21 protein-coding genes are annotated in these 25,675 nt (G+C 71.7%); 8 read left to right on the top strand and 13 right to left on the bottom strand.

Annotated features, from left to right (window positions below; genetic code table 11):
* The 10 genes from ASD62_RS14685 to mfd all read right to left on the bottom strand — a co-directional run.
* A partial coding sequence (locus ASD62_RS14685; protein ID WP_235530719.1) for an MlaD family protein occupies positions 1-539 on the bottom strand: 539 nt, incomplete at its 3' end.
* 54 nt (positions 540-593) lie between these two features.
* Complete coding sequence (locus tag ASD62_RS14680; RefSeq protein WP_056916589.1) at positions 594-1,562, bottom strand: Ppx/GppA phosphatase family protein; 969 nt, start codon at positions 1,560-1,562, stop codon at positions 594-596.
* Positions 1,559-2,152 (bottom strand): DUF501 domain-containing protein, encoded by a 594-nt coding sequence (locus ASD62_RS14675; RefSeq protein WP_082580844.1) that lies wholly within the window; start codon positions 2,150-2,152, stop codon positions 1,559-1,561. Before ASD62_RS14675 ends, ASD62_RS14680 begins: the two co-directional genes overlap by 4 nt.
* The gene (locus ASD62_RS14670) at positions 2,149-2,760 is read right to left on the bottom strand and encodes a septum formation initiator family protein (RefSeq protein ID WP_157581496.1); all 612 of its coding nucleotides are present in this window, start codon (positions 2,758-2,760) and stop codon (positions 2,149-2,151) included. The genes ASD62_RS14675 and ASD62_RS14670 overlap by 4 nt, the downstream gene beginning before the upstream one ends.
* A 29-nt stretch (positions 2,761-2,789) precedes the next feature.
* Positions 2,790-4,079 carry a phosphopyruvate hydratase gene (gene eno, locus ASD62_RS14665; RefSeq protein ID WP_056916587.1) on the bottom strand — a complete coding sequence of 430 codons (1,290 nt, stop codon included), beginning with the start codon at positions 4,077-4,079 and terminating at the stop codon, positions 2,790-2,792.
* A 180-nt stretch (positions 4,080-4,259) separates the two neighbouring features.
* On the bottom strand, positions 4,260-5,189 hold the full coding sequence (locus tag ASD62_RS14660) for a pseudouridine-5'-phosphate glycosidase (protein WP_056916586.1): 930 nt from the start codon (positions 5,187-5,189) through the stop codon (positions 4,260-4,262).
* Entirely contained in the window at positions 5,186-6,385 is a 1,200-nt protein-coding gene (locus tag ASD62_RS14655) for a PfkB family carbohydrate kinase (RefSeq protein WP_056916585.1), read from the bottom strand. Before ASD62_RS14655 ends, ASD62_RS14660 begins: the two co-directional genes overlap by 4 nt.
* 63 nt (positions 6,386-6,448) lie before the next feature.
* On the bottom strand, positions 6,449-7,450 hold the full coding sequence (locus ASD62_RS14650) for a MazG family protein (protein ID WP_056916584.1): 1,002 nt from the start codon (positions 7,448-7,450) through the stop codon (positions 6,449-6,451).
* Positions 7,451-7,457: 7 nt separating this feature from the next.
* Positions 7,458-7,988, bottom strand: a complete 531-nt coding sequence (locus tag ASD62_RS14645) for a hypothetical protein (RefSeq protein ID WP_157581495.1) — start codon at positions 7,986-7,988, stop codon at positions 7,458-7,460.
* Between the two features lie 16 nt (positions 7,989-8,004).
* The gene (gene mfd / locus ASD62_RS14640) at positions 8,005-11,622 is read right to left on the bottom strand and encodes a transcription-repair coupling factor (RefSeq protein WP_056916582.1); all 3,618 of its coding nucleotides are present in this window, start codon (positions 11,620-11,622) and stop codon (positions 8,005-8,007) included.
* A gap of 279 nt (positions 11,623-11,901) precedes the next feature.
* Here mfd and ASD62_RS14635 point away from each other — a divergent pair, with 279 nt between their 5' ends.
* The 7 genes from ASD62_RS14635 (at position 11,902) to ASD62_RS14605 (ending at position 20,889) form a co-directional block, all read left to right on the top strand.
* Complete coding sequence (locus ASD62_RS14635; protein WP_082553326.1) at positions 11,902-12,375, top strand: adenylyltransferase/cytidyltransferase family protein; 474 nt, start codon at positions 11,902-11,904, stop codon at positions 12,373-12,375.
* A complete protein-coding gene (locus ASD62_RS14630; RefSeq protein ID WP_056916580.1) occupies positions 12,375-13,145 on the top strand; it encodes a CDP-alcohol phosphatidyltransferase family protein in 771 nt (256 codons plus the stop codon). The genes ASD62_RS14635 and ASD62_RS14630 overlap by 1 nt, the downstream gene beginning before the upstream one ends.
* Positions 13,146-13,445: 300 nt before the next feature.
* The gene (locus ASD62_RS14625; protein ID WP_056916579.1) at positions 13,446-15,290 is read left to right on the top strand and encodes a right-handed parallel beta-helix repeat-containing protein; all 1,845 of its coding nucleotides are present in this window, start codon (positions 13,446-13,448) and stop codon (positions 15,288-15,290) included.
* A 165-nt stretch (positions 15,291-15,455) separates the two neighbouring features.
* Positions 15,456-16,637 (top strand): DUF1972 domain-containing protein, encoded by a 1,182-nt coding sequence (locus ASD62_RS14620; RefSeq protein WP_082580843.1) that lies wholly within the window; start codon positions 15,456-15,458, stop codon positions 16,635-16,637.
* A 13-nt stretch (positions 16,638-16,650) separates the two neighbouring features.
* Positions 16,651-17,835 carry a Gfo/Idh/MocA family protein gene (locus ASD62_RS14615; protein ID WP_082580842.1) on the top strand — a complete coding sequence of 395 codons (1,185 nt, stop codon included), beginning with the start codon at positions 16,651-16,653 and terminating at the stop codon, positions 17,833-17,835.
* Entirely contained in the window at positions 17,835-18,710 is an 876-nt protein-coding gene (locus tag ASD62_RS14610; RefSeq protein ID WP_056917420.1) for a hypothetical protein, read from the top strand. Before ASD62_RS14615 ends, ASD62_RS14610 begins: the two co-directional genes overlap by 1 nt.
* 112 nt (positions 18,711-18,822) lie before the next feature.
* Positions 18,823-20,889: a polysaccharide biosynthesis tyrosine autokinase gene (locus ASD62_RS14605; RefSeq protein ID WP_056916578.1), complete on the top strand. Its 2,067-nt coding sequence runs from the start codon at positions 18,823-18,825 to the stop codon at positions 20,887-20,889.
* A gap of 15 nt (positions 20,890-20,904) precedes the next feature.
* Here the strand turns inward: ASD62_RS14605 and ASD62_RS14600 are convergent, their stop codons facing one another.
* On the bottom strand, positions 20,905-21,573 hold the full coding sequence (locus tag ASD62_RS14600; protein ID WP_157581494.1) for a hypothetical protein: 669 nt from the start codon (positions 21,571-21,573) through the stop codon (positions 20,905-20,907).
* A gap of 132 nt (positions 21,574-21,705) precedes the next feature.
* On the opposite strand from ASD62_RS14600, the gene ASD62_RS14595 reads away from it, so the two are divergent.
* Complete coding sequence (locus ASD62_RS14595; RefSeq protein WP_056916576.1) at positions 21,706-23,064, top strand: O-antigen ligase; 1,359 nt, start codon at positions 21,706-21,708, stop codon at positions 23,062-23,064.
* On the opposite strand, the gene ASD62_RS14590 is transcribed toward ASD62_RS14595, so the two are convergent.
* On the bottom strand, positions 23,013-24,173 hold the full coding sequence (locus tag ASD62_RS14590) for a glycosyltransferase family 4 protein (RefSeq protein WP_162254773.1): 1,161 nt from the start codon (positions 24,171-24,173) through the stop codon (positions 23,013-23,015). The genes ASD62_RS14595 and ASD62_RS14590 overlap by 52 nt on opposite strands.
* Positions 24,170-25,276, bottom strand: a complete 1,107-nt coding sequence (locus ASD62_RS20805) for a PKD domain-containing protein (protein ID WP_235530780.1) — start codon at positions 25,274-25,276, stop codon at positions 24,170-24,172. The genes ASD62_RS14590 and ASD62_RS20805 overlap by 4 nt, the downstream gene beginning before the upstream one ends.
* Positions 25,277-25,675: the final 399 nt, after the last annotated feature.

Below are 25,675 nucleotides of genomic sequence, written 5' to 3'. Positions count from 1 at the left end.
ACGCTCGACCGGTCCTGGCCGATGGTGTCGCCGTCGGCGATCGCGCGGCCCTTGCCGCCGGCGTCCGGCGACACGAGGTCGACGTACCGCTCACCGAACAGGGTCTTCGGGAGCAGCCGGGCGTGCACGTTGGCCGGCACGAGCTCGGCGAGCTCCGGCTGGAGCGCCAGCCCGAGGCGGGCGCCGTCCCCGGTGCTCTCGATCGAACGGACCTGCCCGACGATGACCCCCCGGATCTTCACGTCGGCGGCCGTCTGCAGCTGCGACCCGATGCGGTCGGTCTCGAGCGTGACCCGGACCACGGGGGTGAAGACCTGGGCGTACGACGCGACCGACAGGGACAGGAGGAGGCCGACGACGAGCAGGAAGGCGACTCCGTACGTCCTGTCGCTGAGGCGGGCGAGCCCACCGGTGGCGGGGCCGAGGGGCGAGCGCGGGGTGGTCGGCAGGCGGGCAGCGGAGAGCCGCCCGGGGTCTGCCAGAGCCGGGTCAGCCGGGTCAGCGACCGGTAGGGTGCGCTCGACGTCGACCGTCCTCACCACCCTTCGTTGCGTGATGTATGACACCGTGGCAACGAGCGGGGCGGGCAGAGGTTACGTCCGGTTTCGTCCGTTCCCGGCCTCGGCCACCGACAGGGCGATGCCGTCGAGGATGTCGTGCTCGGAGGTGACGACGCGGTCCACGCCCAGCTCGGCCGTGCGGCGCACGACCTCGCGCCAGACCAGGGCCCCGGCCCCGATCACGTCGACGCGCCCCGGGTGCATGAAGCCGAGAGCCGCGCGCTCCGCGCGGGTCATCGCGAGCAGCTCGTCGCAGGCGCGGAGCACCGCCGCGCTGGACAACGAGGCGAGGTGGATGCGGTCGGGCTGGTAGCTGGTGAGGCCCAGAGCATGGGCGGTCACGGTCGTCACGCTGCCGGCGAGCCCCACCAGGGTGGCGACCCCGTCGAGCTCGACCCGTTCCCGCGCCAGGTCGATCGCGGCGTCGACGTCCGCCGTCGCGGCCGCGACCTCGGCCGCGGTCGGCGGGTCGGAACGCAGGTGGCGCTCGGTGAGGCGCACACAGCCCACGTCGACCGACCGGGCGGACTCGACCGTGTCGTGACCGCGGACCAGCTCGGTCGAGCCGCCGCCGAGGTCGACCACGAGGTAGGGCCCCGGGATGCCCGCGGCGCGCAGGTCACCGGTGGCCCCGCGGAACGACAGGGCAGCCTCCTCGTCGCCCGAGATGACCTCCGGCGCGATGCCGTAGTGGGCGAAGGCCGTCCGGACACCGGCGACGAACTCGTCGGCGTTCGAGGCGTCCCGGGACGCCGAGGTCGCCACGAACCGCACGCGTTCGGCGCCGAGCTCCCGGCACTGGTCGGCGTACTCCTGCGCCATCGCCAGGGTCCGCTCCATCGCCTCGGGATCGATGCGACCGGTCCGGTCGACGCCGTACCCGAGCCGCACGACCTCCATCCTGCGCAGGACATCGGTGAGGGCACCGGTCGAGGGGTTGACGTCGGCGACGAGCAGGCGGATCGAGTTGGTGCCGCAGTCGACCGCCCCGACGCGGGTCACGCGCTCTGACCCTCGGAGGCGTGGGCTGCATCGGCGCCCTCAGCGGCGTCGGCTGCTCCGGTGCCGCCTGTGGCGTCGGTGGCGTCGGGGACGCACGAACCGCTGGCCCACCAGTCGCCGAGCAGGGCCAGCGTCTCGTCGCCGAGGGGGTTCACCCCTGGACCGGCGGCCAGGGAGTGCGCCGCGAGGACGTGCAGGCACTTCACGCGGGTGGGCATGCCACCGGCGGAGATGCCCTCGATCTCCTCCACCCGGCCGAGCTCGTACCGGCGCCGCAGGTAGTCCTCGTGCGCCGCGGCATACCGGCTCGCGAGCTCCTCGTCGGCGGCGAGGCGGTCGGACATCTCCTTCATCACCCCCTGGCTCTCCAGGGTCGAGATGGCACCGGTGAGCTTGGGGCAGGTGGCGTAGAAGGTCGTGGGGAACGGCGTCCCGTCCGGCAGGCGCGGCTCGGTGGTGAGCACGTCGGGCCGGCCGCACGCGCACCGGTGGGCGACGGCGACGACCCCGCGGGGCACCCGTCCGAGCTGGACGTCGACCGCGGCGATGTCGGCCGGCGTGGGGCGCTCGGCCGTGGGCTGTGCGCTCACTTCTTCGCGGGGACGGAGGCGGTGTTCGCCGCCGGGCCGGCGTCGGCGACGCGCACCGACTCCCACAGCTGGCCGTACCAGGGGTGGTCGCTCGAGGCCGCCGGCGCCTTCGCGACCCCGGGCAGCGCCTTGGCCGACGGCTTGCCGTCGATCACCGTGTAGGACTTCTCCCCGACCTTGACGAACTTGAGGCGCTCACGGGCCTGCTGCACGACATACACGTCGTCGTTCCAGCGAGCCTGCTCCTTCTGCAGCGCGGTCACCTCGGTGCGCTGCTGCCCGACCCCCTCGTTGAGGGCGTCGATCTCACCCTGCTGGCGCAGGTAGGACCGCAGCGTCGGCACGAGGGTGACGGCGAGCAGGACGAGGATGGTCGCGAGCACCACGCCGCGCAGGACCGTCCGCGAGGCCTTGCGCTCGGTGGCCACCTGGGCCGACGCGGCCTTGCGGACCGCGCCCGAGGCAGTGGCGCGCGAGCGTCCCGGCCCGGCTCCCGGACGGGCGGAGGTGCCGCGCGTGGTGTTCCGCGCGGTCGCCCCTGCCCGGGGCGCGGCGGGGCGACGAGCCGGTTTGCCCGACCCGCTCGTCCCGTGTCCCGTTCCTGCCATGGTGTCCTCGTTCGATCCGTCCGGCGCCGTCAGGCCTGGGGCGTGAAGCGCGGGAAGGCGCCCACACCGGCGTAGCGGGCGGCGTCGTCGAGCTCCTCCTCGATGCGCAGGAGCTGGTTGTACTTGGCGACGCGCTCGGAACGGGCCGGGGCGCCGGTCTTGATCTGGCCGCAGTTCGTGGCGACCGCGAGGTCGGCGATGGTGACGTCCTCGGTCTCGCCGGAACGGTGGCTCATCATGCAGCGGTAGCCGTTGCGGTGCGCGAGGTCGACGGCGTCGAGGGTCTCGGTGAGCGAGCCGATCTGGTTGACCTTGACCAGCAGGGCGTTCGCGGTCCGCGAGTCGATGCCGCGCTGCAGGCGCACGGGGTTGGTGACGAACAGGTCGTCGCCGACGATCTGCACGCGGTCGCCGAGGCGGTCGGTCATGGCCTTCCAGCCGTCCCAGTCCTCCTCGTCGAGCGGGTCCTCGATGGAGACCAGCGGGTAGCTGTCGACGAGGTCGGCGTAGTAGTCGACCATCTCGGCCGAGGTCTTGGCGGCACCCTCGAACTGGTAGGTGCCGTCCTCGTTGTGGAACTCGCTCGCGGCGACGTCGAGGGCCAGGGCGATCTGGGTGCCGGCCTGGTACCCGGCCTTCTCGATGGCCTCGAGGATCAGGTCGAGGGCGGCGCGGTTGGACTCGAGGTTCGGGGCGAACCCACCCTCGTCGCCCAGGCCCGTGGCCAGGCCCTTCTCCTTGAGGACGCTCTTGAGCGAGTGGTAGACCTCGGTGCCCCAGCGCAGCGCCTCCTTGAAGGTGTCGGCGCCGATGGGGGCGATCATGAACTCCTGGATGTCGACGTTCGAGTCGGCGTGGCTGCCACCGTTGAGGATGTTCATCATCGGGACGGGCAGCACGTGCGCGTTCGGGCCACCGACGTAGCGGAACAGCGGCAGGCCGGAGGACTCGGCCGCTGCCTTGGCCACGGCGAGCGAGACGCCGAGGATCGCGTTAGCGCCGAGCTTGGACTTGTTGTCGGAGCCGTCGAGGTCGAGCATGACCTGGTCGATGATCCGCTGCTCGCTGGCCTCGTAGCCGACGAGCTTGGGGTTGATGTCGTCGAGCACGGCGTCGACGGCCTTCTCGACACCCTTGCCGAGGTAGCGGGACTTGTCGCCGTCACGACGCTCGGACGCCTCGAAGGCGCCGGTGGAGGCGCCCGAGGGCACGGCTGCGCGGGCGATGGTGCCGTCGTCGAGAGCCACCTCGACCTCGACCGTCGGGTTGCCTCGTGAGTCGAGGATCTCGCGGGCGCCTACTGCGTCAATGGTGGCCACAGACATCTCCATCAGTGCTCGAAACCAGGGTCGGAGGGGTACCCGACGAGGCTACCCGCTGCCCCCTCCCCCATCGTCGACCGACCCGCAGGCTGGACGGTATGGCGCGCGGTGACCGCGCGCCGTACCGAGCGCCCGGGGGCGGGGTCAGGGCGGGGTCCGGGCGGGGTCGGGCCGGGGTCAGGCCGAGGTGAGGCGCTGGTGGGCGACGGCGACCGCGGCGCCGAGCCGGGCGTTGTTCCTGACCAGGGCGATGTTGGTGTCGAGCGAGCGGCCACCCGACAGCTCGACGATGCGCCCGAGCAGGAACGGCGTGATGTCCTTGCCGTGGATGCCGCGCTCGTCGCACTCGGCGAGCGCCTGGTCGATGAGCACCCCGATCTCGTCGGCGGGGATCTCCTCGTCCGCGGGCACGGGGTTGGCGATGGCGATCGCTCCCGCCAGGCCGAGGTCCCACTTCGCGGCCATCATGGCGGCGAGCTCGTCCGCGGAGTCGGCCCGCAGCGGCGCGCCATGGCCGCTGGACCGCGAGTAGAACGAGGGGAACTCGTCACTGCCGTGCACGACGACGGGCACCCCGAGGGTCTCGAGCGTCTCCAGGGTGAGGCCGATGTCGAGGATCGACTTCACCCCGGCGCTGACCACCGCGACATCGGTCTGCCCCAGCTCGGTGAGGTCGGCAGAGATGTCGAAGCTGTGCTCGGCACCGCGGTGGACCCCACCGAGGCCACCAGTCACGAACACCCGGATGCCAGCGAGCGCGGCCAGCCGCATCGTGGCCGCCACCGTCGTGGCACCGTGCGCCCGGCGGGCGATCACGTGCGGCAGGTCGCGCAGGCTGACCTTGGACACGTCGGGGTGCGTCGCGAGGGTCTCGAGCTCGTCGCGGTCGAGGCCGATGCGCGGCACGCCGTCGAGGACCGCGATCGTCGCAGGCGTGGCGCCGCCGTCACGGATGATCTGCTCGACCTCGACGGCCATGGCGACGTTACGGGGGTAGGGCATGCCGTGGCTGATGATCGTGCTCTCGAGGGCCACGACGGGCCGGCCGGAGGCGAGTGCGTCGGTGACCTCGGCGTTGAGACGCAGGCTGTGGTGGGGGGTGGTCATCGGTGCTCCTTGGTGGGACGACGCCTCCGGGCGCCGGCGGTGCTGGACGGGGTGGCAGGTGTGAGGTGGGGGGACGCGGCTGCGAGCTCGGCGTCGACGAGCCGCGGGGTGAGGTCGGGGCGCACCGTCTCCGAGCTCGACACGGTCAGGCCGGCAGCCATCTGGCCGAACCGGGCCGCCCCGGCAGGGCTGTCGCCGCGCAGGATGGCGTGGACGAAGGCCGCCGTCATCGAGTCGCCCGCGCCCGTCACGTCGACGACCGGCACGCTCGGCGCGGGCAGCAGCGTCACGGTGCTGCGTCCGTCGTCGCCGATGCTGCTCAACAGGCTGCCCCGGGTGCCACGGCGCACCCAGACGTGCTGCACGCCGAGCGCGTGCAGGACCTTCGCTGCGCGCGCGATCGCGGCCCGCGTCTGGGCGACCGGCTCCCCGACCATGGCGGAGAGCTCGTCGAGGTTCGGGGTGATGGCCAGCAGCGGTCGCTCCGGCGACAGCATGGTGACGAGGTGGCGGGCCTTGGCGACGCTGACCGGGTCGATGACGACGGGGACCCCGACCGCCGCGGCGAAGTCGAGCAGCCAGGCGGCCGGCGCCTGGGGGACGTTGCCGTCGACCACGAGCAGGTCGGCGTGCGTGATGAGGTCGCGCGCGGCTCCGAGCTGGCGGACGGTCAGCCGGTCGGTCATGGCCATGTTGGAGACGGCGACGAGCAGCTCGCCGGTGGCGTCCATGACGGCGAGGTAGGTGCCGGTGCTGCCCTCGCTGATGATCATGTGGTCGACGAGGACACCGGCCGCCCTGGTCATGGCCAGCACCTGCTCGCCGAACGCGTCCCGCCCGACCGGCGCGACGAGGTGGGTCGGGCTGCCGAGCCTGGCGAGGTTCTCTGCGATGTTGCGCCCCACGCCACCGGGGGTGGTCACGGCGGCTCCCGGGTTGGACGTGTGCAGCTGCGCGGGCTCCGTGGAGTGCGCCTTGACGTCCATGTTCGCGCCGCCCACCACGACCACGGTCTGCGCCTCGGACCGCACGACATACCCCCGACCGAGGATCTCGCCCTTCTTGGTGAGGTTGGACAGGTGCACCGACACCGCGGCCTTGGTCGCCCCGAGGCGCTCGGCGATGCCGGCGGCGTCGAGCATCGGCTGCGCACGCAGCAGCTCGACGATGTCCCGTTCGCGCTGGGTCAGGCTCATGCTTGGAATACTAAAGGATCTTCGGTATTCCAAAGAAGCCTGAAACGCCGATGAGAGTCACGATCAGGTGCGGTCGGCACGAACCTCGGCGTCGAGGTCGCGCAGGGCGCGCCGCAGCTCGGCATCCGCGTCCACCCCCAGCGCCCGGGCACGCGCGACGAGGGCGAGCAGCTCCGCACCGATGCCGCCGTCCGGTTCGGGCAACGACCCACGGCCGCCCCGCTCCCAGCGCGCGAGGACCTTCTCGGCCGCGATGAGGCTGGGCAACGACCGGGGTATGCCGTGCAGCAGCCCTTCGTGCCCGCCCTCCCCACCGGGGTGGCCCGGGTCGGCCGGCTTGGCAGCGCGTTCGGCGGCCTTGATCTGCTCCCAGGTCGCCTCGACCTCTGCAGGCGTGCTGGCGTCGCCGTCGGAGAAGACGTGCGGGTGCCGGCGAACGAGCTTCTCGACAAGGGTGCCGGCGACGTCGTCGATGTCGAACGGCTCGCTCGCGTGCTCCTGCGCGACCCGGGACTGGAAGGCGACCTGGAGCAGCACGTCGCCGAGCTCCTCGCGGATGTGGTCGCGGTCGCCCGACTCGATCGCCTCGGCCGCCTCGTGGGACTCCTCGATGAGGTACTTCACGAGCGACTCGTGGGTCTGCTCGGCGTCCCACGGGCAGCCACCGGGCGAGCGCAGCCGGTCCATCACGGCGACGACGTCGAGCAGGCGGGAGCCGGGCACATCCCACGAGGCCACGAGCACCTCCACCTCCGGCGGCTCCCCCAACCGCGAGACCTCCGAGGCGACGGCATCGGTCAGGCCGGGGTCGCCGTCGGCGGAGGCGACCCAGACGACGTCGGCGGTGGCAGCGCGGTCCATGAGGTCGCGGGCGAGGGCCGGAGCAGAGACCTCTCCGAGGTGGGTGACCTCCAACCCGGCCTGCAGGACGGCATCGGCGAGCGGCTCGTCGGCCTCACGGGCGAGGACGACGGTGGCCGCGTCGAGGGTCTGCCAGGCGACGCGGGTGAACAGCCCGGGAGCGATCCGCGGGCTCCCGACGAGCAGGGTGAGGCGGCCGGGCACCGCCCGGTCAGCCCTGCGGGGTGGCGGCAGGCTGCGGCTCGGCCTTGATCCAGTTGGGCGTGCTGGGGTCGAAGCTGATCTTCTTCGGGTCGAACGTGCCGTAGCGGGGGTTGATGGTGATGTCGGCCTGGGAGGCGAGGGCGACGGCCTTGCCCTGCTCCTCCTGCGTCATCTGGTTGAAGGCCAGGCTCGCCCTGACCAGCTCCAGCGTGGCGGGAGCGGGGTCCTGGATGGCCGCGATGGCGGTGCGGGCGGCCGAGTCGGACAGGCCCTTGCCGGACTCGTCGGCCACGGTGTTGATGAAGCCCGCCATGATCAGGCTCGCCACGGCGCTCGAGGTGGTGATCCCCGAGTCGGGCTGCGCGGCGAGGATCTGGCGGGAGGCCTCCTGGGCGTCCTGCTCGGTGATCCGGTGGCCGTCGACGACCGCTGCGGTGTCGGCGGTGGCACAGCCGGACACGGCGAGCACCCCGGCCGTCGCGAGCGCCACGAACGAACCACGCAGGACCTGGCGCAAAGCTGTCGGACGAACCTTCACAGACTTCCCTCTCTCGTCATCTTCTGGCCGAGACCGTACCCTCACGGGCGCCGGTCGTGCCCACCGAGCCGACCCGGGCGGCGTCGGCGACGCTGCCCAGCATGACGGCGCGGATCAGGTCACTGGCCCACTGCAAGACTGCCGTGTCACGCAGCGGTTTGCCAGCCACCCTCGCCGTCGTCGGTTTCGGCACGAGAATCGTATGCACTGCGTCCTTGACCAGTGACTTGGGGTACAGCCGCTGCAGCCGCAGCTGCGCCGACTCGGCCAGCTCGACCGGACCGAACCGCACGTAGTTGCCCTGCAGCGAGATGTCGGCGACGCCCGCGGCCCGCGCCACGGTGCGCAGCCGAGCCACCTCCATGAGGTTGCGGACCGGCTCGGGCAGCGCCCCGTAGCGGTCGACGAGCTCGGCCTCGATCTCGCCGAGCTGGGCCTCGTCGACCACGCTGGCGAGCTTCTTGTAGGCCTCGAGGCGCAGCCGCTCCCCCGGGACGTAGTCGTGCGGGAGGTGGGCGTCGACCGGCAGCTCGATCTTGATCTCGGTCGGGGCGGTCTCCCCGTCGCCGCGGAACTCGGCCACGGCCTCACCGACGAGCCGGACGTACAGGTCGAAGCCGACCCCGGCGATGTGGCCCGACTGCTCGCCCCCGAGCAGGTTGCCCGCACCACGGATCTCGAGGTCCTTCATGGCGATCTGGATGCCGGAGCCGAGGTCGGTGTGGCTGGCCATCGTCTGGAGCCGGTCGTGCGCCGTCTCGGTCATCGGCTTCTCGGGCGGGTAGAGGAAGTAGCAGTAGGCCCGCTCCCGGCCACGGCCGACGCGGCCTCGCAGCTGGTGCAGCTGGGAGAGGCCCAGGACGTCGGAGCGCTCGACGACCAGGGTGTTGGCGTTGGAGATGTCGAGCCCGGTCTCGACGATCGTCGTGCAGACGAGGACGTCGAACTTCTTGTCCCAGAAGTCGACGACGACCTCCTCGAGCTTGTGCTCGCCCATCTTGCCGTGGGCGGTGGCGACGCGGGCCTCGGGCACCAGCTCACGGATCCGGCTCGCCGCGCGCTCGATGCTCGACACCTTGTTGTGGACGAGGAAGACCTGGCCCTCGCGGAGCAGCTCGCGCCGGATCGCGGCGACGATCTGCTTCTCGTCGTAGGCGCCGACGTAGGTCAGGACGGGGTGGCGCTCCTCGGGCGGGGTGGCCAGGGTCGACATCTCGCGGATGCCGGTGACGGCCATCTCCAGGGTGCGCGGGATCGGGGTGGCCGACATGGCGAGGATGTCGACCGCCGTGCGCAGCGCCTTGAGCTGCTCCTTGTGCTCGACACCGAACCGCTGCTCCTCGTCGATGACGACCAGTCCGAGGTCCTTGTAACGGATCTCCTTGGACAGCAACCGGTGCGTGCCGATGACGAGGTCCACCGAGCCGTCGGCGAGGCCCGCGATCGTCTCGCGCGCCTCCTTGTCGGACTGGAAGCGCGACAGCGCCTTCACCGTCACGGGGAACGGCGCGTAGCGCTCCGAGAACGTCTGGAAGTGCTGCTGCACCAGCAGCGTCGTCGGCACGAGCACCGCGACCTGCTTGCCGTCCTGGATCGCCTTGAACGCCGCGCGGACCGCGATCTCGGTCTTGCCGTAGCCGACGTCGCCACAGATCAGCCGGTCCATGGGCACGGTGCGCTCCATGTCGGCCTTGACCTCGTCGATCGAGCTGAGCTGGTCGGGCGTCTCGACGTAGGCGAAGGCGTCCTCGAGCTCGCGCTGCCACGGCGTGTCCGGTGCGAACGCGTGCCCGGAGGTGGCCATGCGGGCGCTGTAGAGCTGGATGAGCTCGGCCGCGATCTGCTTGACGTAGCGGCGCGCCTTGCCCTTGGTCTTCTGCCAGTCGCTGCCGCCCATCTTGCTGAGCGTCGGCTGCTCGCCCCCGACGTAGCGGGTGACCTGGTCGAGCTGGTCGGTGGGCACGTAGAGCCGGTCGGCGGGTTGGCCCCGCTTGGACGGGGCGTACTCGAGCACGAGGTACTCGCGGGTCGCGCCGCCGACGGTGCGCTGCACCATCTCGACGAACCGGCCGACACCGTGCTGCTCGTGGACGACGAAGTCACCCGGCTTGAGCTGGAGCGGGTCGACCTGGTTGCGTCGCCGCGACGGCATCTTCCGCATGTCCTTGGTCGAGCCACCCTGACCCGGCGTGCCGGTGAGGTCGGTCTCGGTGAGGAACACCAGCTGCCCGCCGGGCGAGACGAACCCCGAACCCACAGAGCCGGTCGTCAGGTGGACGATCCCCGGCGTCAGGTCGGACAGGTCGGCGTCGGGGCGGGCCGGCACCGACTCGCCCGCGAGCACCTCCGCGACCCGGCGACCGAGGCCCGGCCCCTCCGTGACGACGACGACGCGCCAGCCGTCGCCGACCCACCGCTGCAGGTCGGCCACCGCCTCCGGAGTGGACCCGCGGTAGCGCGGCGCCTCCTCGAGGCCGGTGTTGACGACGGTGGCGTCGTCGTCGGCAAGCTCCTCGTCGGCGACGAACGGGCCCAGGTCCCACCACGGCATACGGGAGGAGGCGGCGTGCTCACGCAGGTCGGCGAGGCTCCAGAACGAAGCGGTGCCGAGGATGCCCTGCAGGTCGATGGGCACGGCGTTGCCGGCAGCGGCGTTGGCCCACCCGGCGTCGAGGAACTCCTGGGACGTGGCGACGAGGTCGTGGGCGCGGGTGCGCACTCGCTCGGGGTCGCAGACCACGACCGCAGTGCCCTCGCGCAGCGTGTCCAGGACGCTCTCCATGCCGTCGACGAGGGCCGGCGCGAGCGACTCCATCCCCTCCACGGCGATGCCCTCGGCGAGCTTGCCCAGCAGGTCGGCCGCGCCGGGCAGCTGGTCGAGCAGCGCAGCCGCCCGCGCACGCACCGCCTCGGTGAGCAGGATCTCGCGGCAGGGCGGCGCCCACAGGCCGTGCTCGGCGACCTCGAGGCTGCGCTGGTCGGCGACCTTGAACCAGCGGATCTCCTCGATCGTGTCGCCCCAGTACTCCACGCGGACCGGGTGGTCCTCAGTCGGCGGGAAGACGTCGAGGATCCCGCCGCGGACCGCGAACTCACCGCGGCGCTCCACGAGGTCGGTGCGCGTGTATGCCGCAGCCGCGAGGTCCTCGACGACGCGCTCGAGGGGGGCCTCGTCCCCGGCCTTGAGGGCGACCGGGCGCAGCTCACCCAGCCCCTTCGACACCGGCTGGAGGACCGCTCGGACCGGGGCGACCACGATGTCGAGGGGGCCGTACGTGGCGTCGTCGGGGTCGGGGTGGCGCAGCCGGCGCAGGACCGCGAGCCGCTTGCCCACGGTGTCGCTGCGTGGGCTGAGCCGCTCGTGCGGGAGGGTCTCCCAGGCCGGGAAGTCGGCGACCCGGTTGGCGTCCGTGAAGCACCCGAGGGCGGCGACGAGGTCCTCCGCCTCCCGGGTGGTGGCCGTGATGGCCAGCAGCGGCCGACCGGCCTCCCGGGCCAGGGCGGCGACCAGGGCCGGACGGGCCCCGGTGGGTGCGGACACGTCGACGGCGAGCTCGCCAGCGCGGGCAGCGGCGAGCGCACGGGCGACACCGGGGTCGGTGGCCAGTGCGTCGAGCAGCGGGGCGAGGGTCATGGGCGAGGCTCCTGGCGGGCGGTGCGGGGACAGCACGAACACCCCACGGCTGGTGCCGATGGGGGGGCTCCCAGCCTAACGACCGGGTCGGACACCAGCGACGCCGGCGCAGGGGCCTCGGACGCAGCGGCGGTCATCCGGGTCGGAGCAGGACACTCCGCCCCACGTCGGGCACTTCACTACTGCATCTGGATGATCCAATCGGCGCGCACGGAACCGAGGATGGTCGAACGGTGCAACGCGGCACGTGGCAATGGGGGACGCGTGAGAGGGAAAGACATGAGTGATCGACGACAGCTGAGGCAGCCGCAGCAGACCGGACAGCTCCACACCAGTGGCGTGCGCGGTTACGTCCCAGGGGTTTTCGACCTCTTCCACATCGGGCACCTCAACATCCTCAGAGCGGCGCGCGAGCAGTGCGACTGGCTCATCGCCGGCGTGGTCACCGACGACAAGGCCTACCGGGCGAAGGCGAAGTACCCGGTCATCCCGCTGGCCGAGCGCGTCGCGATCCTCGAGCACATCACCCTGGTCGACGAGGTCGTCGTCGAGCACCAGCCGAGCAAGCTCGACGTCTGGCGCGAGCACCCGTTCGACGTGATCTTCAAGGGCGACGACTGGCGCGGCACGGTCAAGGGTCGTCAGCTCGAGTCCGACTTCTCCGCCGTCGGCGTCGAGGTCGCGTACTTCCCGTACACGATCCAGACCTCGAGCACCCTGCTCCGTGCAGCCCTCGAGGAGTTCGCGTCCTGATGGCCGACTACGTCGCTCAGGGCGGCCTGGACTCACGCCGGGCCCGGGCCAGGGAGCTGTCGGCGTCCGCGGGCAAGTCCAACCGCGGGGCCCCCGGGTACTCCCGGTGGGTCAACCGCCCGGTCGGCCGGCGGCTGGCCGTCGGAGCCTTCCTGCTCGGGCTGACGCCCAACCAGGTCACCATCATCTCCGGCCTGACCACCATGACCGGGATCGTGGTCCTCGTGGCGGCCACCCCCACCGTGCTGACCGGCGTCGTCGTGGCCCTCCTGCTGGCCCTCGGCTACGCGCTCGACTCCGCCGACGGGCAGCTGGCCCGCATGCGCGGCAGCGGCAGCGTCACCGGGGAGTGGCTCGACCACGTCATCGACTGCGCCAAGGTCGCCACGCTGCACGTGGCCGTGCTGCTGTGCTGGTACCGCTCCTACGACGTCCCGGACTGGGCGCTGCTCGTGCCGATCGCCTTCAGCATCCAGGCGTCGGTCTACTTCTTCACCAAGATCCTCAGCGACCAGCTGCGCCCGCCGAAGGCCCTCGCGCCCGAGGTGCAGCAGGGCGGTCAGGGCCGCCCGCCCGTGCTCGCCTCGTTGCTCGTGCTCCCGCTCGACTACGGCCTGCTCTGCGTGACGTTCGTGCTGCTCGGGTTCCACACCCTGTTCGCCGTCGCGTACTCGCTCCTGGCGGTCGCGGGGATCCTCCTGCTCGCGGCGGCCCTGCCCAAGTGGTACCGCGACCTCGCCCGCGCCGAGCGGGCTCGCACGTCGGCCTGACCCCGAGAACGTCTCACCTGTCGAGACGTCCCGGTGCGGCGGTCCGGCACCGGCCGCTCTGGTGCGCAGGCACCAGGAGCGAGCCCCGGCGCACTACCTCCACGGGGTCGATCTGCGCCTGAACGACACCCTTCTCGGCGACCCGAGGTCCGAACGGACTAGTCCTGCGTCTACGTAATCAGTACTAGTCCCTACGTCTGGTAGATGAGTAAAGAACTCGTCTAGCTGGATGACAAGAACCGACGACCGGTGCTTATCTGGGCGAAATCACCGGCGGGGGGCCGTCTCGAGAGGTTCTCCATGAACGACACGTCCAGCACGTCCCCCACCGCCAGCCCACGCACCACGGACCGCACCCCCCGGCGGTCCGGGCGCGTCGGACTGGTCGCCGCCGTCACCCTGGCGCTGGTCGCAGGGATCACCCCGTGGTCCCCGTCCGGCGACCAGCCGTCCGCCTCGGCGGCGACCAGCCCCCGCAAGGCAGACGCCAGCGGCTCGGTCGGGGTCGGGGTCGCCCACTACCCGGTGCCCAGCGGCTCGGTCTTCGTCTCGCCGTCGGGCAACGACGCCGCGGCGGGCACGCTCAGCCGTCCGGTGCGCACCATCGCCCGCGGCCTGGCGCTGGCCCCGTCCGGCGGCACCGTCGTCCTGCGCGGCGGCACCTACCACGAGAGCGTGACCATCACCCGGTCCGTGACCCTGCAGAACTACCCGCACGAGGCGGCCTGGCTCGACGGCAGCGTGCCGGTCAGCGGCTGGACCAAGGTCGGGTCGGTCTGGCGCCACAGCGGCTGGACGCCGCGGTTCGACGCGAGCCCGACGTACACCAAGGGCGCGCCCGACGGGACCGCCCCGGGCTGGCAGTTCGTCAACGCGGCCTACCCCATGGCCGCGCACCCCGACATGGTCTTCCGCAACGGCGTCTCGCAGCGCCAGGTGAAGTCGCTCTCCCTCGTCAAGGAGGGCACCTTCTACCTCGACACCAAGACCTCGCAGCTGTACGTCGGCAGCGACCCGTCCGGCGCCTCCATGCGCGGCACCGACATCGCCAAGGCGATGTCCGTCCGCGCGCCGAACGTGCTGATCCGTGGTTTCGGCATCCGCCGCTTCGGCAACAGCGTCTGGCACATGGGCGCCGTGACCCTCGAGTCGCCGCGCATCGCCCTGGCCAACGTGGTCATCGACCAGATGGCCACCACCGGGGTCGCCGCGATCACCTCCGACATCCTGCTCAACCGGGTGACGGTCACCAACAGCGGGCTGCTCGGCGTGCACGCCGCCACGGCCGACCGGTTCCGCGTCCTCTACAGCCGCATCACGGGCAACAACGCCGAGCGCTTCAACACCGCGCCGGTCTCGGGCGGCATCAAGGTCGGGCGGCTCCGGACGATCACGGTGGCCGACACGACGATCTCGGACAACTACGGCCACGGGTTCTGGGCCGACCAGTCCGTCTACGACATGCGGCTGGTCCGCAACAACGTCGTGGGCAACCAGGGCACGGGCGTCTTCCTCGAGATCTCCTCGCTCGCCGCCGTCGTCGACAACCTGATCAGCAACAACACCGGCAACGGCATCAAGGTCAACAACACGAGCAACGTCCGGATCTGGAACAACACGGTCGTGGGCAACAGCCGCCAGCTCAACATCGTGCAGGACTCGCGCCTCGCCTCGAACACCAGCTGGGGCCACGACCCGCGTCGCCCCAACCCGGACCCGACGATGACCTGGGTCCTCGGCCCGGTGCAGATCCGCAACAACGTCATCGGCCTGTCCAAGGGCGGCAACTGCCTGACCTGCGTCGAGGACTACACGTTCAAGCGCAGCGCCGCCCAGATCGGCGTCACCTCGGCCGGCAACATCTTCAACCGGACCTCCACCTCGACGCCGACGTGGACGCACGTGTGGAGCAGCGGCAAGGTCAACCCGTACGTCTACACGGCGCTGGCACCGTTCCAGAAGTCCACGGGCCAGGACCGTTCCAGCGTCGCCTACGACACGTCCGCGGTCGTCACCCTCGGCGGCCGGCTGTCGTCGGCCGCGGCGACCAAGGGGGCCGCGATCGCGGTGGCCCTCCCGGCCGACCTCGCCGCCCTGAGCGGTCACCCGACCGGCGCCCGCAAGGTCGGGGTCTGGGGCCGCTGACCGTCCGCAGCGTGACGTCCACGTCCTGTGGAACCGCCTGCACTCCCGGGGGCACCCCGCCTAGGGTGTCCCCGGGGGAGCGCAGACCAGCGGCCGTCCCCCGACACGGACACGGACACGGGGCCCACACGCCCCTCCAGGGCGGATGACGGGGTTCTCGCGGGCATGGACAGAACGGTTCGGATCCTGGGCACCCACGGGGTGCCCGCGGCATACGGGGGTTTCGAGACCGCCGCGGAGAACATCGCGCTGTTCCTCGTCGACCGGGGCTGGCGGGTCGTCGTGTACTGCCAGGGCACCGGCACCGGACCCATCGTCGAGGACACCTGGCGCGGGATCGAGCGCGTGACCATCCCCCAGCACCGCGAGGGCTGGCTGGGCACGTCCGCCTTCGACCTGGCCTCGATCCGGCACGCGATCCAGTTCGACGACGTCTGCCTGACCTTCGGCTACAACACCGGCGTCTTCAACGTCCTCCAGCGGCTCAAGGGGATCCCCAACGTCATCAACATGGACGGCATGGAGTGGACCCGGCGGCGGTGGGGCCTGGCCAAGCAGGCCATCCTGCTCGCCAACGAGCGGTGCGCCGGCCTGTTCGGCAACCAGCTGGTCGCCGACCACCCCGAGATCGAGAAGTACCTGCGCACGTTCAACCGGGCGCGGCGCATCTCGATGATCACGTATGGCGCGCACGCCGTGACCGGTGCGCCCACCGCGCCCGTCGAGGCCCTCGGCCTGGAGCCCGGCCGGTACCTCAGCTGCATCTGCCGGCCCATCCCGGAGAACTCGCTGCTGGAGATCGTCACGGGGTACTCCGCGAAGCCGCGGGGGGTGAAGCTCGTCGTCCTGGGGAACTTCACGCCCGACAGCGACGACTACCACCGGCAGATCATCGAGGCCGCCGGCAGCGAGGTCGTCTTCCCCGGCGCCATCTACGAGCCGGAGGTCGTGCAGGCGCTGCGGTTCCACAGCCTGGCGTACGTCCACGGCCACACCGTCGGCGGCACGAACCCCTCCCTCGTCGAGGCGATGGCCGCCGGGAACCCCGTCATCGCCCACGGCAACGCCTACAACCGCTGGGTCGCCGGACCGTCCCAGCGGTACTTCACCGATGCGCAGTCGCTCTCCGACCAGCTCGACGCCATCCTCGAAAAACCTGACGTCCTCCACCAGATGCATGACGCGGCGAGGGCCCGACATGATGAAGAGTTCACTTGGGAGTTCGTCGCCGGCGAGTACGAGGCCGTCATCGAGCGCTTCCGGGCGGGACGTGGGACCAGGGGCAGGGTGGCCCGTCGGGACCGCCGCCAGACGCGTGCCGCGAGGGGCGGCACCGCATCGACGTGAAACGGAGTTCGACGTGATCAGGCTGGGCGTTGTCGGGTTGGGGAAGATGGGCCTGTCCCACCTGGCGATCTTCAGGGCCCACCCGGACGTCGAGCTGGCCGCTGTGTGCGACTCGACCGGGTACGTGCTGGACGTGCTGTCCAAGTACACGGGGGTGACCACCTACAAGGACATGGCCGTGATGCTGCGCGAGGCCCACCTCGACGCCGTCGTCATCGCCACCCCGTCGCACCTGCACGCCCCGATGGTCCGCTCGGCCCTCGAGGCCGGGGTGAGCGTGTTCTGCGAGAAGCCGTTCACGCTCGACGACGCCGAGGGCCAGGCCCTCGCCGAGCTGGCAGCCGAGCGTGGCCTCGTCACCCAGATCGGCTACCACAACAGGTTCGTCGCGGCGTTCGGCGAGCTGAAGAAGCTCATCGACTCCGGCGCCATCGGCGAGGTCACGCACGTCGTCGCCGAGGCCTACGGCCCCGTCGTCCTCGCCCCCAAGGGCGGCACCTGGCGCAGCCGCAAGTCCTCCGGCGGCGGCTGCCTCTACGACTACGCTGCCCACCCCATCGACCTGGTCCAGTGGTACCTCGGCGAACCCACCTCGGTGGCCGGCAGCCGGCTGAACCGGATCTTCTCAGCCGAGACGGACGACGAGGTCGTGAGCACCCTGATGTACCCCGACGACGTCACCGCCCAGGTGTCGGTGAACTGGTCGGACGAGTCGCAGCGCAAGATGACGACGAAGATCAGCGTCTGGGGCACGGCCGGTCGGGCGTTCGCCGACCGCCAGGAGCTGCAGGTCTACCTGCGCGACACCGCTCCCGTGCCGGAGGGCTACCGCACCGGCTGGAACGTCCGGTACACGACCGAGCTCAGCGAGCAGCCGTGGTTCTACCTGCGCGGCGAGGAGTACAGCGCGCAGGCCGACGCGTTCGTCCAGCGGGTCAAGGACGGCCGGCGCGAGGGCACCAACACCTTCGAGTCCGGCGTCGCGACCGACCGCATCCTCTCGCTCATCTCCGAGGACGCGGCCGCGGCGGAGGCGGCTCCGAGCGCCGTCGCGTCGGGCCCCACCGCGGGCGTCCCAGCCCGGCGTCCCGCCGCCGGTCGCCGCCCTGCCGGTCGTCGACCGTCCTCGCCCCGCCGGGTCCCCGCCCTGCGGACGCTCCGAACACTGTGGCCCTGGCGCTCGAGGAGGGCAGCCTGATGCAGCGACTCCTCTTCGGCGACAACCAGTTCTTCGGCGTGAACCACATGTCCGAGGACAAGGCCCGCAGCCAGTCCATGAAGTTCCAGGACCTCAGCGCGATCATGGAGGTCCTCGACGCCGCCTACGACGAGGGCGTCACGACGTTCATGTGCACGACGCACGACCGGGTCGCAGAGATCGCGGACCTGGTCCGCGCCACCCCGGAGCGTTACGCCGACATGGAGTTCTTCCCCTGCATGCCGTACGCGCACAAGTACGCGAACGCGATGACCGAGGACGGACCCCTCGGGGCACTGCGCCGGTTCCTGCCCGACGAGAGCCTCCTCAGTGCGGCCGTCAAGGGTGGCAAGTCGTTCGCCAGCAAGGACATCGACCACGTGACGCGGATGCTCATCGATGCCGAGATGTCGATGTTCAAGGGCCTCAGGACGCCGGTCGTGTTCCTCCAGAACGTCGTCGTCGACCTGCTCCTCGGGCTCGGTTTCGACGAGGCCTTCACGATCTTCGCCGACCACGTGCGCCGCGAGTACGACGCCGAGCCCGGGTTCATCACCATGAACCTCCCGCTGCTGCTCGACACCCTCGAGCGCCTCGGCATCGAGAACCCCATCGTCTGCTCCAACATCAACAAGATCGGCTTCCGCATGCCCGGGGGGCTGGAGGCCTACGACGAGGCCCTGCGGGACCGGAAGTTCCGGGCCATCGCGATGTCGGTCTTCGCCTCCGGCGCGATCGCACCGTCCGAGGCGATCGAGTGGGTCTGCGCCCAGCCGAACATCGAGTCGATCGTCTTCGGGGCCTCGAGCCGTCGCAACATCGCCTCGACGAAGTCCCTGGTCGACGAGCACTGGCCGACGAAGGTCGGGGTCTGAACTCAACCATTCGGACGAGCGACCTCGGCCGGGCTGCACGCACAATGGATGACGCGACGGACGCCGGTGCTCGACGTCCCGCGTCGACCGACACGGAAAGGGGGCAGGTGGCATGACGTTGCGCGCCTACCTGCAGATCCTGCTCAAGCGCTGGCGGATCCTCACCGCGTGCGCGCTGCTCGTCCTCGTCGGCGCCGGCGCCTTCACCTACCTCACGCCCCCCACGTATGCCGCGACCTCCACCGCGTTCGTGTCCATCAACACGGCGGGTTCGTCGACGGACACCTCGATCTACCAGAGCTCGCAGTTCGCGATGCAGCGCGTGAAGTCCTACACCGAGGTGGTCAAGAGTCCCGACGTGCTCCAGCCGGTGATCGACGAGCTCGACCTCGGGATGACGGTCCCCGAGCTGCGCCGGGTCGTCACGGCCGAGAACGAGGTCGACACGGTGCTGCTCAGCGTCACCGCGACCGACCGCTCCCCCACCCGCGCCCAGGCCATCGCGAACGCCGTCAACACCCAGCTCGGCCAGGCCATCGAGCGCCTCGAGACCCCCCGGGCCGGGGGTGTCTCCCCGGTGAAGGTCACGCAGACCGTCCCCGCAGCGACCCCTCGCTACCCCATCTCGCCGCGCGTGAGCCTCAACCTCGCGCTCGGGCTGATCGCCGGCCTGGCCCTCGGCGTCGTCGTCGCCGTGATCCGCGAGCAGCAGGACACCACGGTCAAGGGCGAAGAGCTCGAGCAGCTCACCGGTCGGGCACCGCTGGCCCTCGTCGGCGTCATCCCCAACGCCAAGACCCAGCCGCTGATCACCATGGAGGGACACGGTCGCGGTGTCGAGGAGTTCCGGTCCCTGCGGGCCAACCTCCAGTTCGTCGATGTCGACCAACCGCCGCGCGTCATCGTCGTCACCTCGCCGCTGGCGGGCGAGGGCAAGACGACCACGGCGTGCAACCTGGCCATCGCCCTGGCGCAGTCCTCGCTCAAGGTCTGCCTCGTGGAGGCCGACATGCGTCGCCCGATGGCTGCCAACCTCCTCGGCATCGACGGCTCCATCGGCCTCTCGAACGTCGTCGCCGGCCAGCTCGACCTCGCGGACGCCCTGATGCCCTGGCACCGCGGCCTGCTGCAGTTCCTCGCGGCAGGGACCACTCCACCCGACCCCAGCAAGCTGCTCGGGTCCAAGAACATGCAGGCGCTGCTGGAGTCGCTGCGCGCCGAGTTCGACTACGTGATCATCGACGCGCCTCCCGTCCTGCCGGTCAGCGACGCGGCGGTCCTGGCCCACAGCACCGACGGCGCCGTCCTCGTCACGCGGTACGGCAAGACCCGCCGAGAGCACGTCACCCGTTCCGTCGCCGACCTCGCCGCGGTGCAGGCCCGGCTCATCGGGGCCGTGATCACCATGGTGCCCGCGCGCGGCCAGCGCTCCCTGCGTGGCCACGACGAGGACTACGCCGCGCTGGCCGCCGCCGACAACGACTGGGTCGGCGCGAGCACGCCGCTGGCCCAGCGCGCCCGGCGCACCCCCAGCCCGGCCCGGGGCCGCCACGAGCACCCGCAGGACGCCGGCGACGCGCTGCCGGACGTCGCGGACGAGGTCTGGGCCAACGGGTCGCCCACGGCGACCGGCACGACCTCACCCCGTGCCACGACGTCGGCCTCCTGGTTCGCTACGGCCACGCCCCGGGCAGCGACCGAGACCACCACGCAGCCGGCAGGTCCCGCACCGGCGGGTCCCGCACCGGTGGGCTCGGCGACCGCGAGCCCCGAGAGCTCCGCGACCGCGAGCCGCGAGAGCTCCGCGACCGCGAGCCGCGCAATTTCGGGGTCGTCGACCTCCGCGCCGGTCGACGACCCGGAGGTGGCGTCCGACGACGAGGTCGCTCCGCCCTCCACGAACGGCAGCGCCACCCAGCCGGGTCCGCGCAACGCCAAGCGACGCCGGGCCCAGCGACGCGCCGGGAGCCCGCAGGGGTCCGCACGGCCCCAGAACGGCGCCGGCCCTCAGCGGCCCCGGAGCGCCCAGGCCACCCCGGGCGAACAGGCCCGCCTCGACCTCGGCGACGAGCACGACGGAGGCCGTGAGGCCGCACGTGACGCGTCCGGTGACCGGGTCACCGACCGCGACAGCACCCAGGACCAGCCGATCAGCGACAAGGAGGAGTCCCTGACCTGAGCGGGCCGGGACCGTTCAGACCGGAACGGTCCGCGTGGTCACCGCAGCCACCGTGACGGCGAACGTGCGCATCGCGCGATCGAGCGCCGCGAGGGCCTGGCGGTGACTGCCACCGACGGTGTGGGGATCGAGGACGTCAATGCCAACGACCAGCGAGCGGGGAGTTCGGCCGAGCCAGCGGTGCCGCTGCGCCGGCATGGTCACGAGCCCGCGCAGCGAGTCCATCTCCTCGACGAGCCAGGCGAACTGTGACGCGGCGTCCTGGGCGACCCGGGCGTGCCGGGCCTGGGCCGCGAGGTCGGAGCCGCGTCGCTGGAGGACCGCGGCGCCCAGCACCGCGGCCTCGAGCACGGTGAACGTGCGGTGGGCGCTGTGCACGTCGAGCACCCGCGGGGCGCTGCGGTACCGACGCTCGGTCGCGAGGATCACCTCCGCCTCGGCGACGACCGCCGCCGTGATCTGGCGTGGGTGGTGCGCCCAGCGAGGCTCCGGGGAACCCGATCCCACCATGGCCCTCGCCGCCTCGGCGCACAAGGACCCGCCCGGCTCCGCGCGCACCCCCGCCGTCCCCACCTCGACCGCCTCGACGCCACCGGCGTCGAGCAGGCCGGAACGGAGGGCGAAGGCGGCTGCGGGAGCCAGGCACGCGTCACTCCCGCACACCACGAGCACCTTCGTCGACATGACCACCCCCGATGCGTCCGCAGTTGTCCTTTTCTACCGGGCGGGAGCTCGCACCGGACCCTGCAAATTGCAGGGTCCCCCTACGCACAACGCAGGAGCCACCACCCGTCCGAGCGGATCCGGGGGCCACCGATGAGCGCCCCACCGTTCGCCCGGACCCTCGACCCCAGGGCGGCCGGGACCACGGACCCGACCGGACGGCCCACGCCCGAGCCGGTCGCGGGCCAGGAGGCGGGGGCCGCGCGGTGGTCGCTGTACCTGTGCTGCATCCTGCTGGTCGCCTGCACCATCCCGTGGCGTCGCGGCACCTACTTCTCCGGCGGCCTGGACCCGGTCGTCCTCCTCAAGGGAGCCATCGGTGGTGCCGGACTCGTCCTGGCGTTCGCGCTGTCGCGGCGACGGACCGCCCAGGTGCGGCTCGGGGCCCGCACCGTCGTGCTCGCCACCACCTACCTCGTCATCTCCGTCGTGGGTGGCTGGGCGGCCGGCACGATGCTCCCCTCCGTGGTCATCGCGGTCCGGGTGGGCATGCTGCTGGCGAGCCTGGCCTTCCTCCTGCAGGCGTTCGGCATCGGACGGGTCGTGCCCGCCATGCTCAGGACGATGGGGGCCGTCGCGGCGTTGGCGATCGCCACCGGCATCGGGACCCTCGCGAGCGGCCGGCTCCAGGGCGGCATACCTCCGTTGGCCCCCAACGAGATCGCCTTCCTGTGCGGTGCCCTGCTGCTGCTGACGGTCCACCGCATCATCGAGCGGCAGGCTGCGGGCTGGGAGGTGGCCGCGGCAGGCCTCCTGGGGGCGCTGGTCTGGCTGACCGGGTCACGGACGACCGCCGCCACCCTCGCCGTTGCGCTGGCCGTCATGGTCGTCCAGGCGCGCCGCTTCTCGGTCCCCGCGTTCCTCGCCATGGTGCTCGCGGTCCCCGCCGTGGCGTATGCCGCCCTGGCCACCACCGCCGTCAGCGACATGCTGCTGCGTGGCGGGAGCCAGAACGTCACCACCCTCAGCTCCCGCACCATCGCGTGGCAGGCCGCCCTGACGATGGACACCTCGACCTACCAGCGGTGGTTCGGCGGTGGCCTGACGATGAAGCACATCCCGGTGTCCGGGCAGTACTGGGCGACCCAGCTCCTCGACAGCAGCTGGGTCTCGGCCCTGGTCCAGACCGGCATCCTCGGCCTCGTCCTCATCGCGGTGTGGGTCCTGAGCACCTCGGTCGCGGCCCTGCGCACCCCGAGGCCCTGGCGCCCACTCTGGACGGGGCTGCTCGTGTTCATCGTCTTCCGCAGCCTGCTCGAGAGCGGCCTGTTCGACGCGAGCACGTCCTTCATCGTCTTCGCCCTGGTGAGCCTCGCCTCCGAGCCCTCGGCGCGGGTCGCGGGCGTCGAGCCGGAGGACACCGACACCGACCCCCACACGGAGGCAGGCCGGGACGACCGTCAGCGGGTCGCGGCAGCAGCCACGAGCACGCCGCAGACGGCCTCGCGGTAGCGGGCCGGGGCGTACTCCCGCGCGGCGACGTCGGCGTCGCGGAGCGCGTCCTCGCGCGTCTGCTCCCACCGCGACAGCAGCCCCTCCACGGCGGCGGCGACCGCGTCCGGGTCGTCGACGGCGACGCGGACGGCTGCCCGCAGCGTCGAGGCCGCCTCGCGGAGCCCGGTGTGGTCGCTGACGACCACGGGTCGGGCACTGAGGGCCGCCTCGACGACGCTGTTCCCGAACGACTCCTCGGACCGCGACGGCACGAGGACGACATCGGCGGCTCGCAGGTGGGGCCAGACGTCGCTGGCGAAGCCGACCAGCGAGACGTGGTCGCCGAGGGCCTCCCGGCGGATCAGCTCGACGAGCTCCTCGTGGTACCACTCGTAGCCCGGGAAGACGTCTCCGACGACCTCCAGGCGGGCGTCGATCCCCCGCCGGAGCAGCGCGGCGGCAGCCAGCACGGCGACGTCGACCCCCTTGCGGGGCGAGAGCCGACCGACGAAGACGAGGCGGACACCATCGGGCTGCAGGCGGGGGGCCTCCACGTGGTCCGGGCCGGCGACACCGTTGCGCACGACGACCATCCGCGCCGTGGGACCGCCCGACGAGGCCGTCACGGCGCGGCTCGTCTCGCTGTTGCAGATCACCCTCGTTGCGAGCCGCGTGGGCAGGGCCAGTCCGACCCGGGCGACCCGCGGCACCGAGCTCTCCGCCTCGTGCACGTGGACCACCGACGGCACGCCCAGGACCTTGGCGACCAGCAACCACAGCGGGATCGTCACCGTGTTGACGTACAGGACGTCGGGACGGACCCGGCGCAGGGTCCGCACCATCGACGGCAGGCCGCGGACCACCTCGGCGGCGAGCTGGACGAGACCGCCAGGACGCAGGTTGCTCTTGCGCACCACCGGGGCCCGGCACAGCTGCCACTGGGCGCCGAGCGCGAGCATCTCCGCCTTGAGCGGGCCGTCCTGAGTGGCAGCGACGACGACGTCCCAGCCGTCCTGGCGCAGGCCGCGGACGGCCTCGAGGACCATCCGGTCGGAGCCATAGAGATCGGCAGACGGGTTGGCCACGAGGGCCACCCGCCTGCCGATCTCGGAGGGTGCTGGGGTCACGGGCGCGGAGGTCCGACCCACAGCTGGTCGAGGCCGTACACCACGGGCCCGTTGGTCGAGCTGCTGCTCAGGTAGGCGTACACGCCCACCGAACCGGCAGCCTGGAACCCTGCCGTGCTGTCCGTCGACGTGAGGCCCCACGCCGTCGGCTCCGTCGCGGTGGACTTCCAGACCTTGACGCGCAGGGTGGTCGGCGTGGTGCCGGTCACCTGGAGGCGCACCTTCAGCTGGTCACCCGCCGCGTAGCTCACGCCGGCCAGTGTGGCACTGGTGAGCACGGTCTCGGTGCCGCTCGCGTTGCGGGTCAGCCACACGGCCACCTGTCCGTTCGACGCCATCCGGACCTTGGCCCGGTAGTCCAGCGTCGCACTGACCCGGCGCCCGAGGACGGAGACGTACTGACCGCCACCCGTCGGCACCTTGTCGGTGGTCACCGCGGCCACCACCTCCGTCGTCGTGGAGCTCACGCTCGGGAGGTAGGCGGTGTAGCCGTCGCCCACGTTGAGGCTGACCCGGCCCTGGCCACCCGAGACGCTCCAGCGGGTTGCGGGCCCACCGAGGGTCCAGGCGCCGCCCACGTCAGCGGTGCCCCACCCGGTCGCCAGGGTGCGCGCGAAGTCGTCCTGGGCGAACACGGTGGGAGCGGCCACGGTCACTGCTGCCGACTTCGTGGCGGTGCCGCCACGGTTGTCCGTCACGGTGAGGGTCACCGTGAAGGTGCCGGCCGCGGCATACGTGTGGTTGGCCGTGACCCCGCTGCCGGCGGCGGTGCCGTCACCCCAGTTCCACGAGTAGGACGCGATGGTGCCGTCCGGGTCGCTGGAGGTCGAGCCGTTGACCGAGGTCGCGAGCCCGTTCTCCGTGTGGGTGAAGGCTGCCGTGGGCAGCTGGTTGGGCGGGCCGGTGACGGTGACCGTGTCGGTCTTCGTCCCGGTCTTGCCCTTGTCGTCGGTCACCGTGAGGACGACCGTGTAGGTGCCCGCCGCGGCGTACGCGTGGGTCGGGGTCGCGCCACTGCCCGCAGGCGTGCCGTCACCCCAGTTCCACGAGTAGCCCGCGATGGTGCCGTCGGCGTCGGAGGACCCGGAGCCGTCGAACGCCACCGACAGGTTGGTCGGCGTCGAGGTGAACACCGCCGTCGGCGCCTGGTTGGCCACGACCGTGACGACCTGCGACGAGGTGCCGGTGGCGCCCTTGTCGTCGGTCACGGTGAGCGTGACCGTGTAGGTGCCCGCCGCGGCGNGGCGTGGGTGGCGTTGGCACCACTGCCCGCAGGCGTGTTGTCACCCCAGTTCCACGAGTACGAGGCGATGGTGCCGTCGGCGTCGCCCGAGGTGGTGCCGTCGGCGGCCACGTCGAGGAAGTCCTTGGTCACCGTGAACGCCGAGGTCGGCGGCTGGTTGGCCGGCGGTGCCGTCATCGTGACCGAGTGGGTCACGGTGCTGGTGCCGCCACGGTTGTCCGTCACCGTGAGGGTGACGTCGTAGGTGCCCGCCGCGGCA

Source organism: Phycicoccus sp. Root563, assembly GCF_001427915.1.
Classification (GTDB): Bacteria; Actinomycetota; Actinomycetes; order Actinomycetales; family Dermatophilaceae; genus Pedococcus.
Note: the sequence above shows the minus strand (reverse complement) of the source record. Positions and strands in the feature narration are given on the sequence as shown.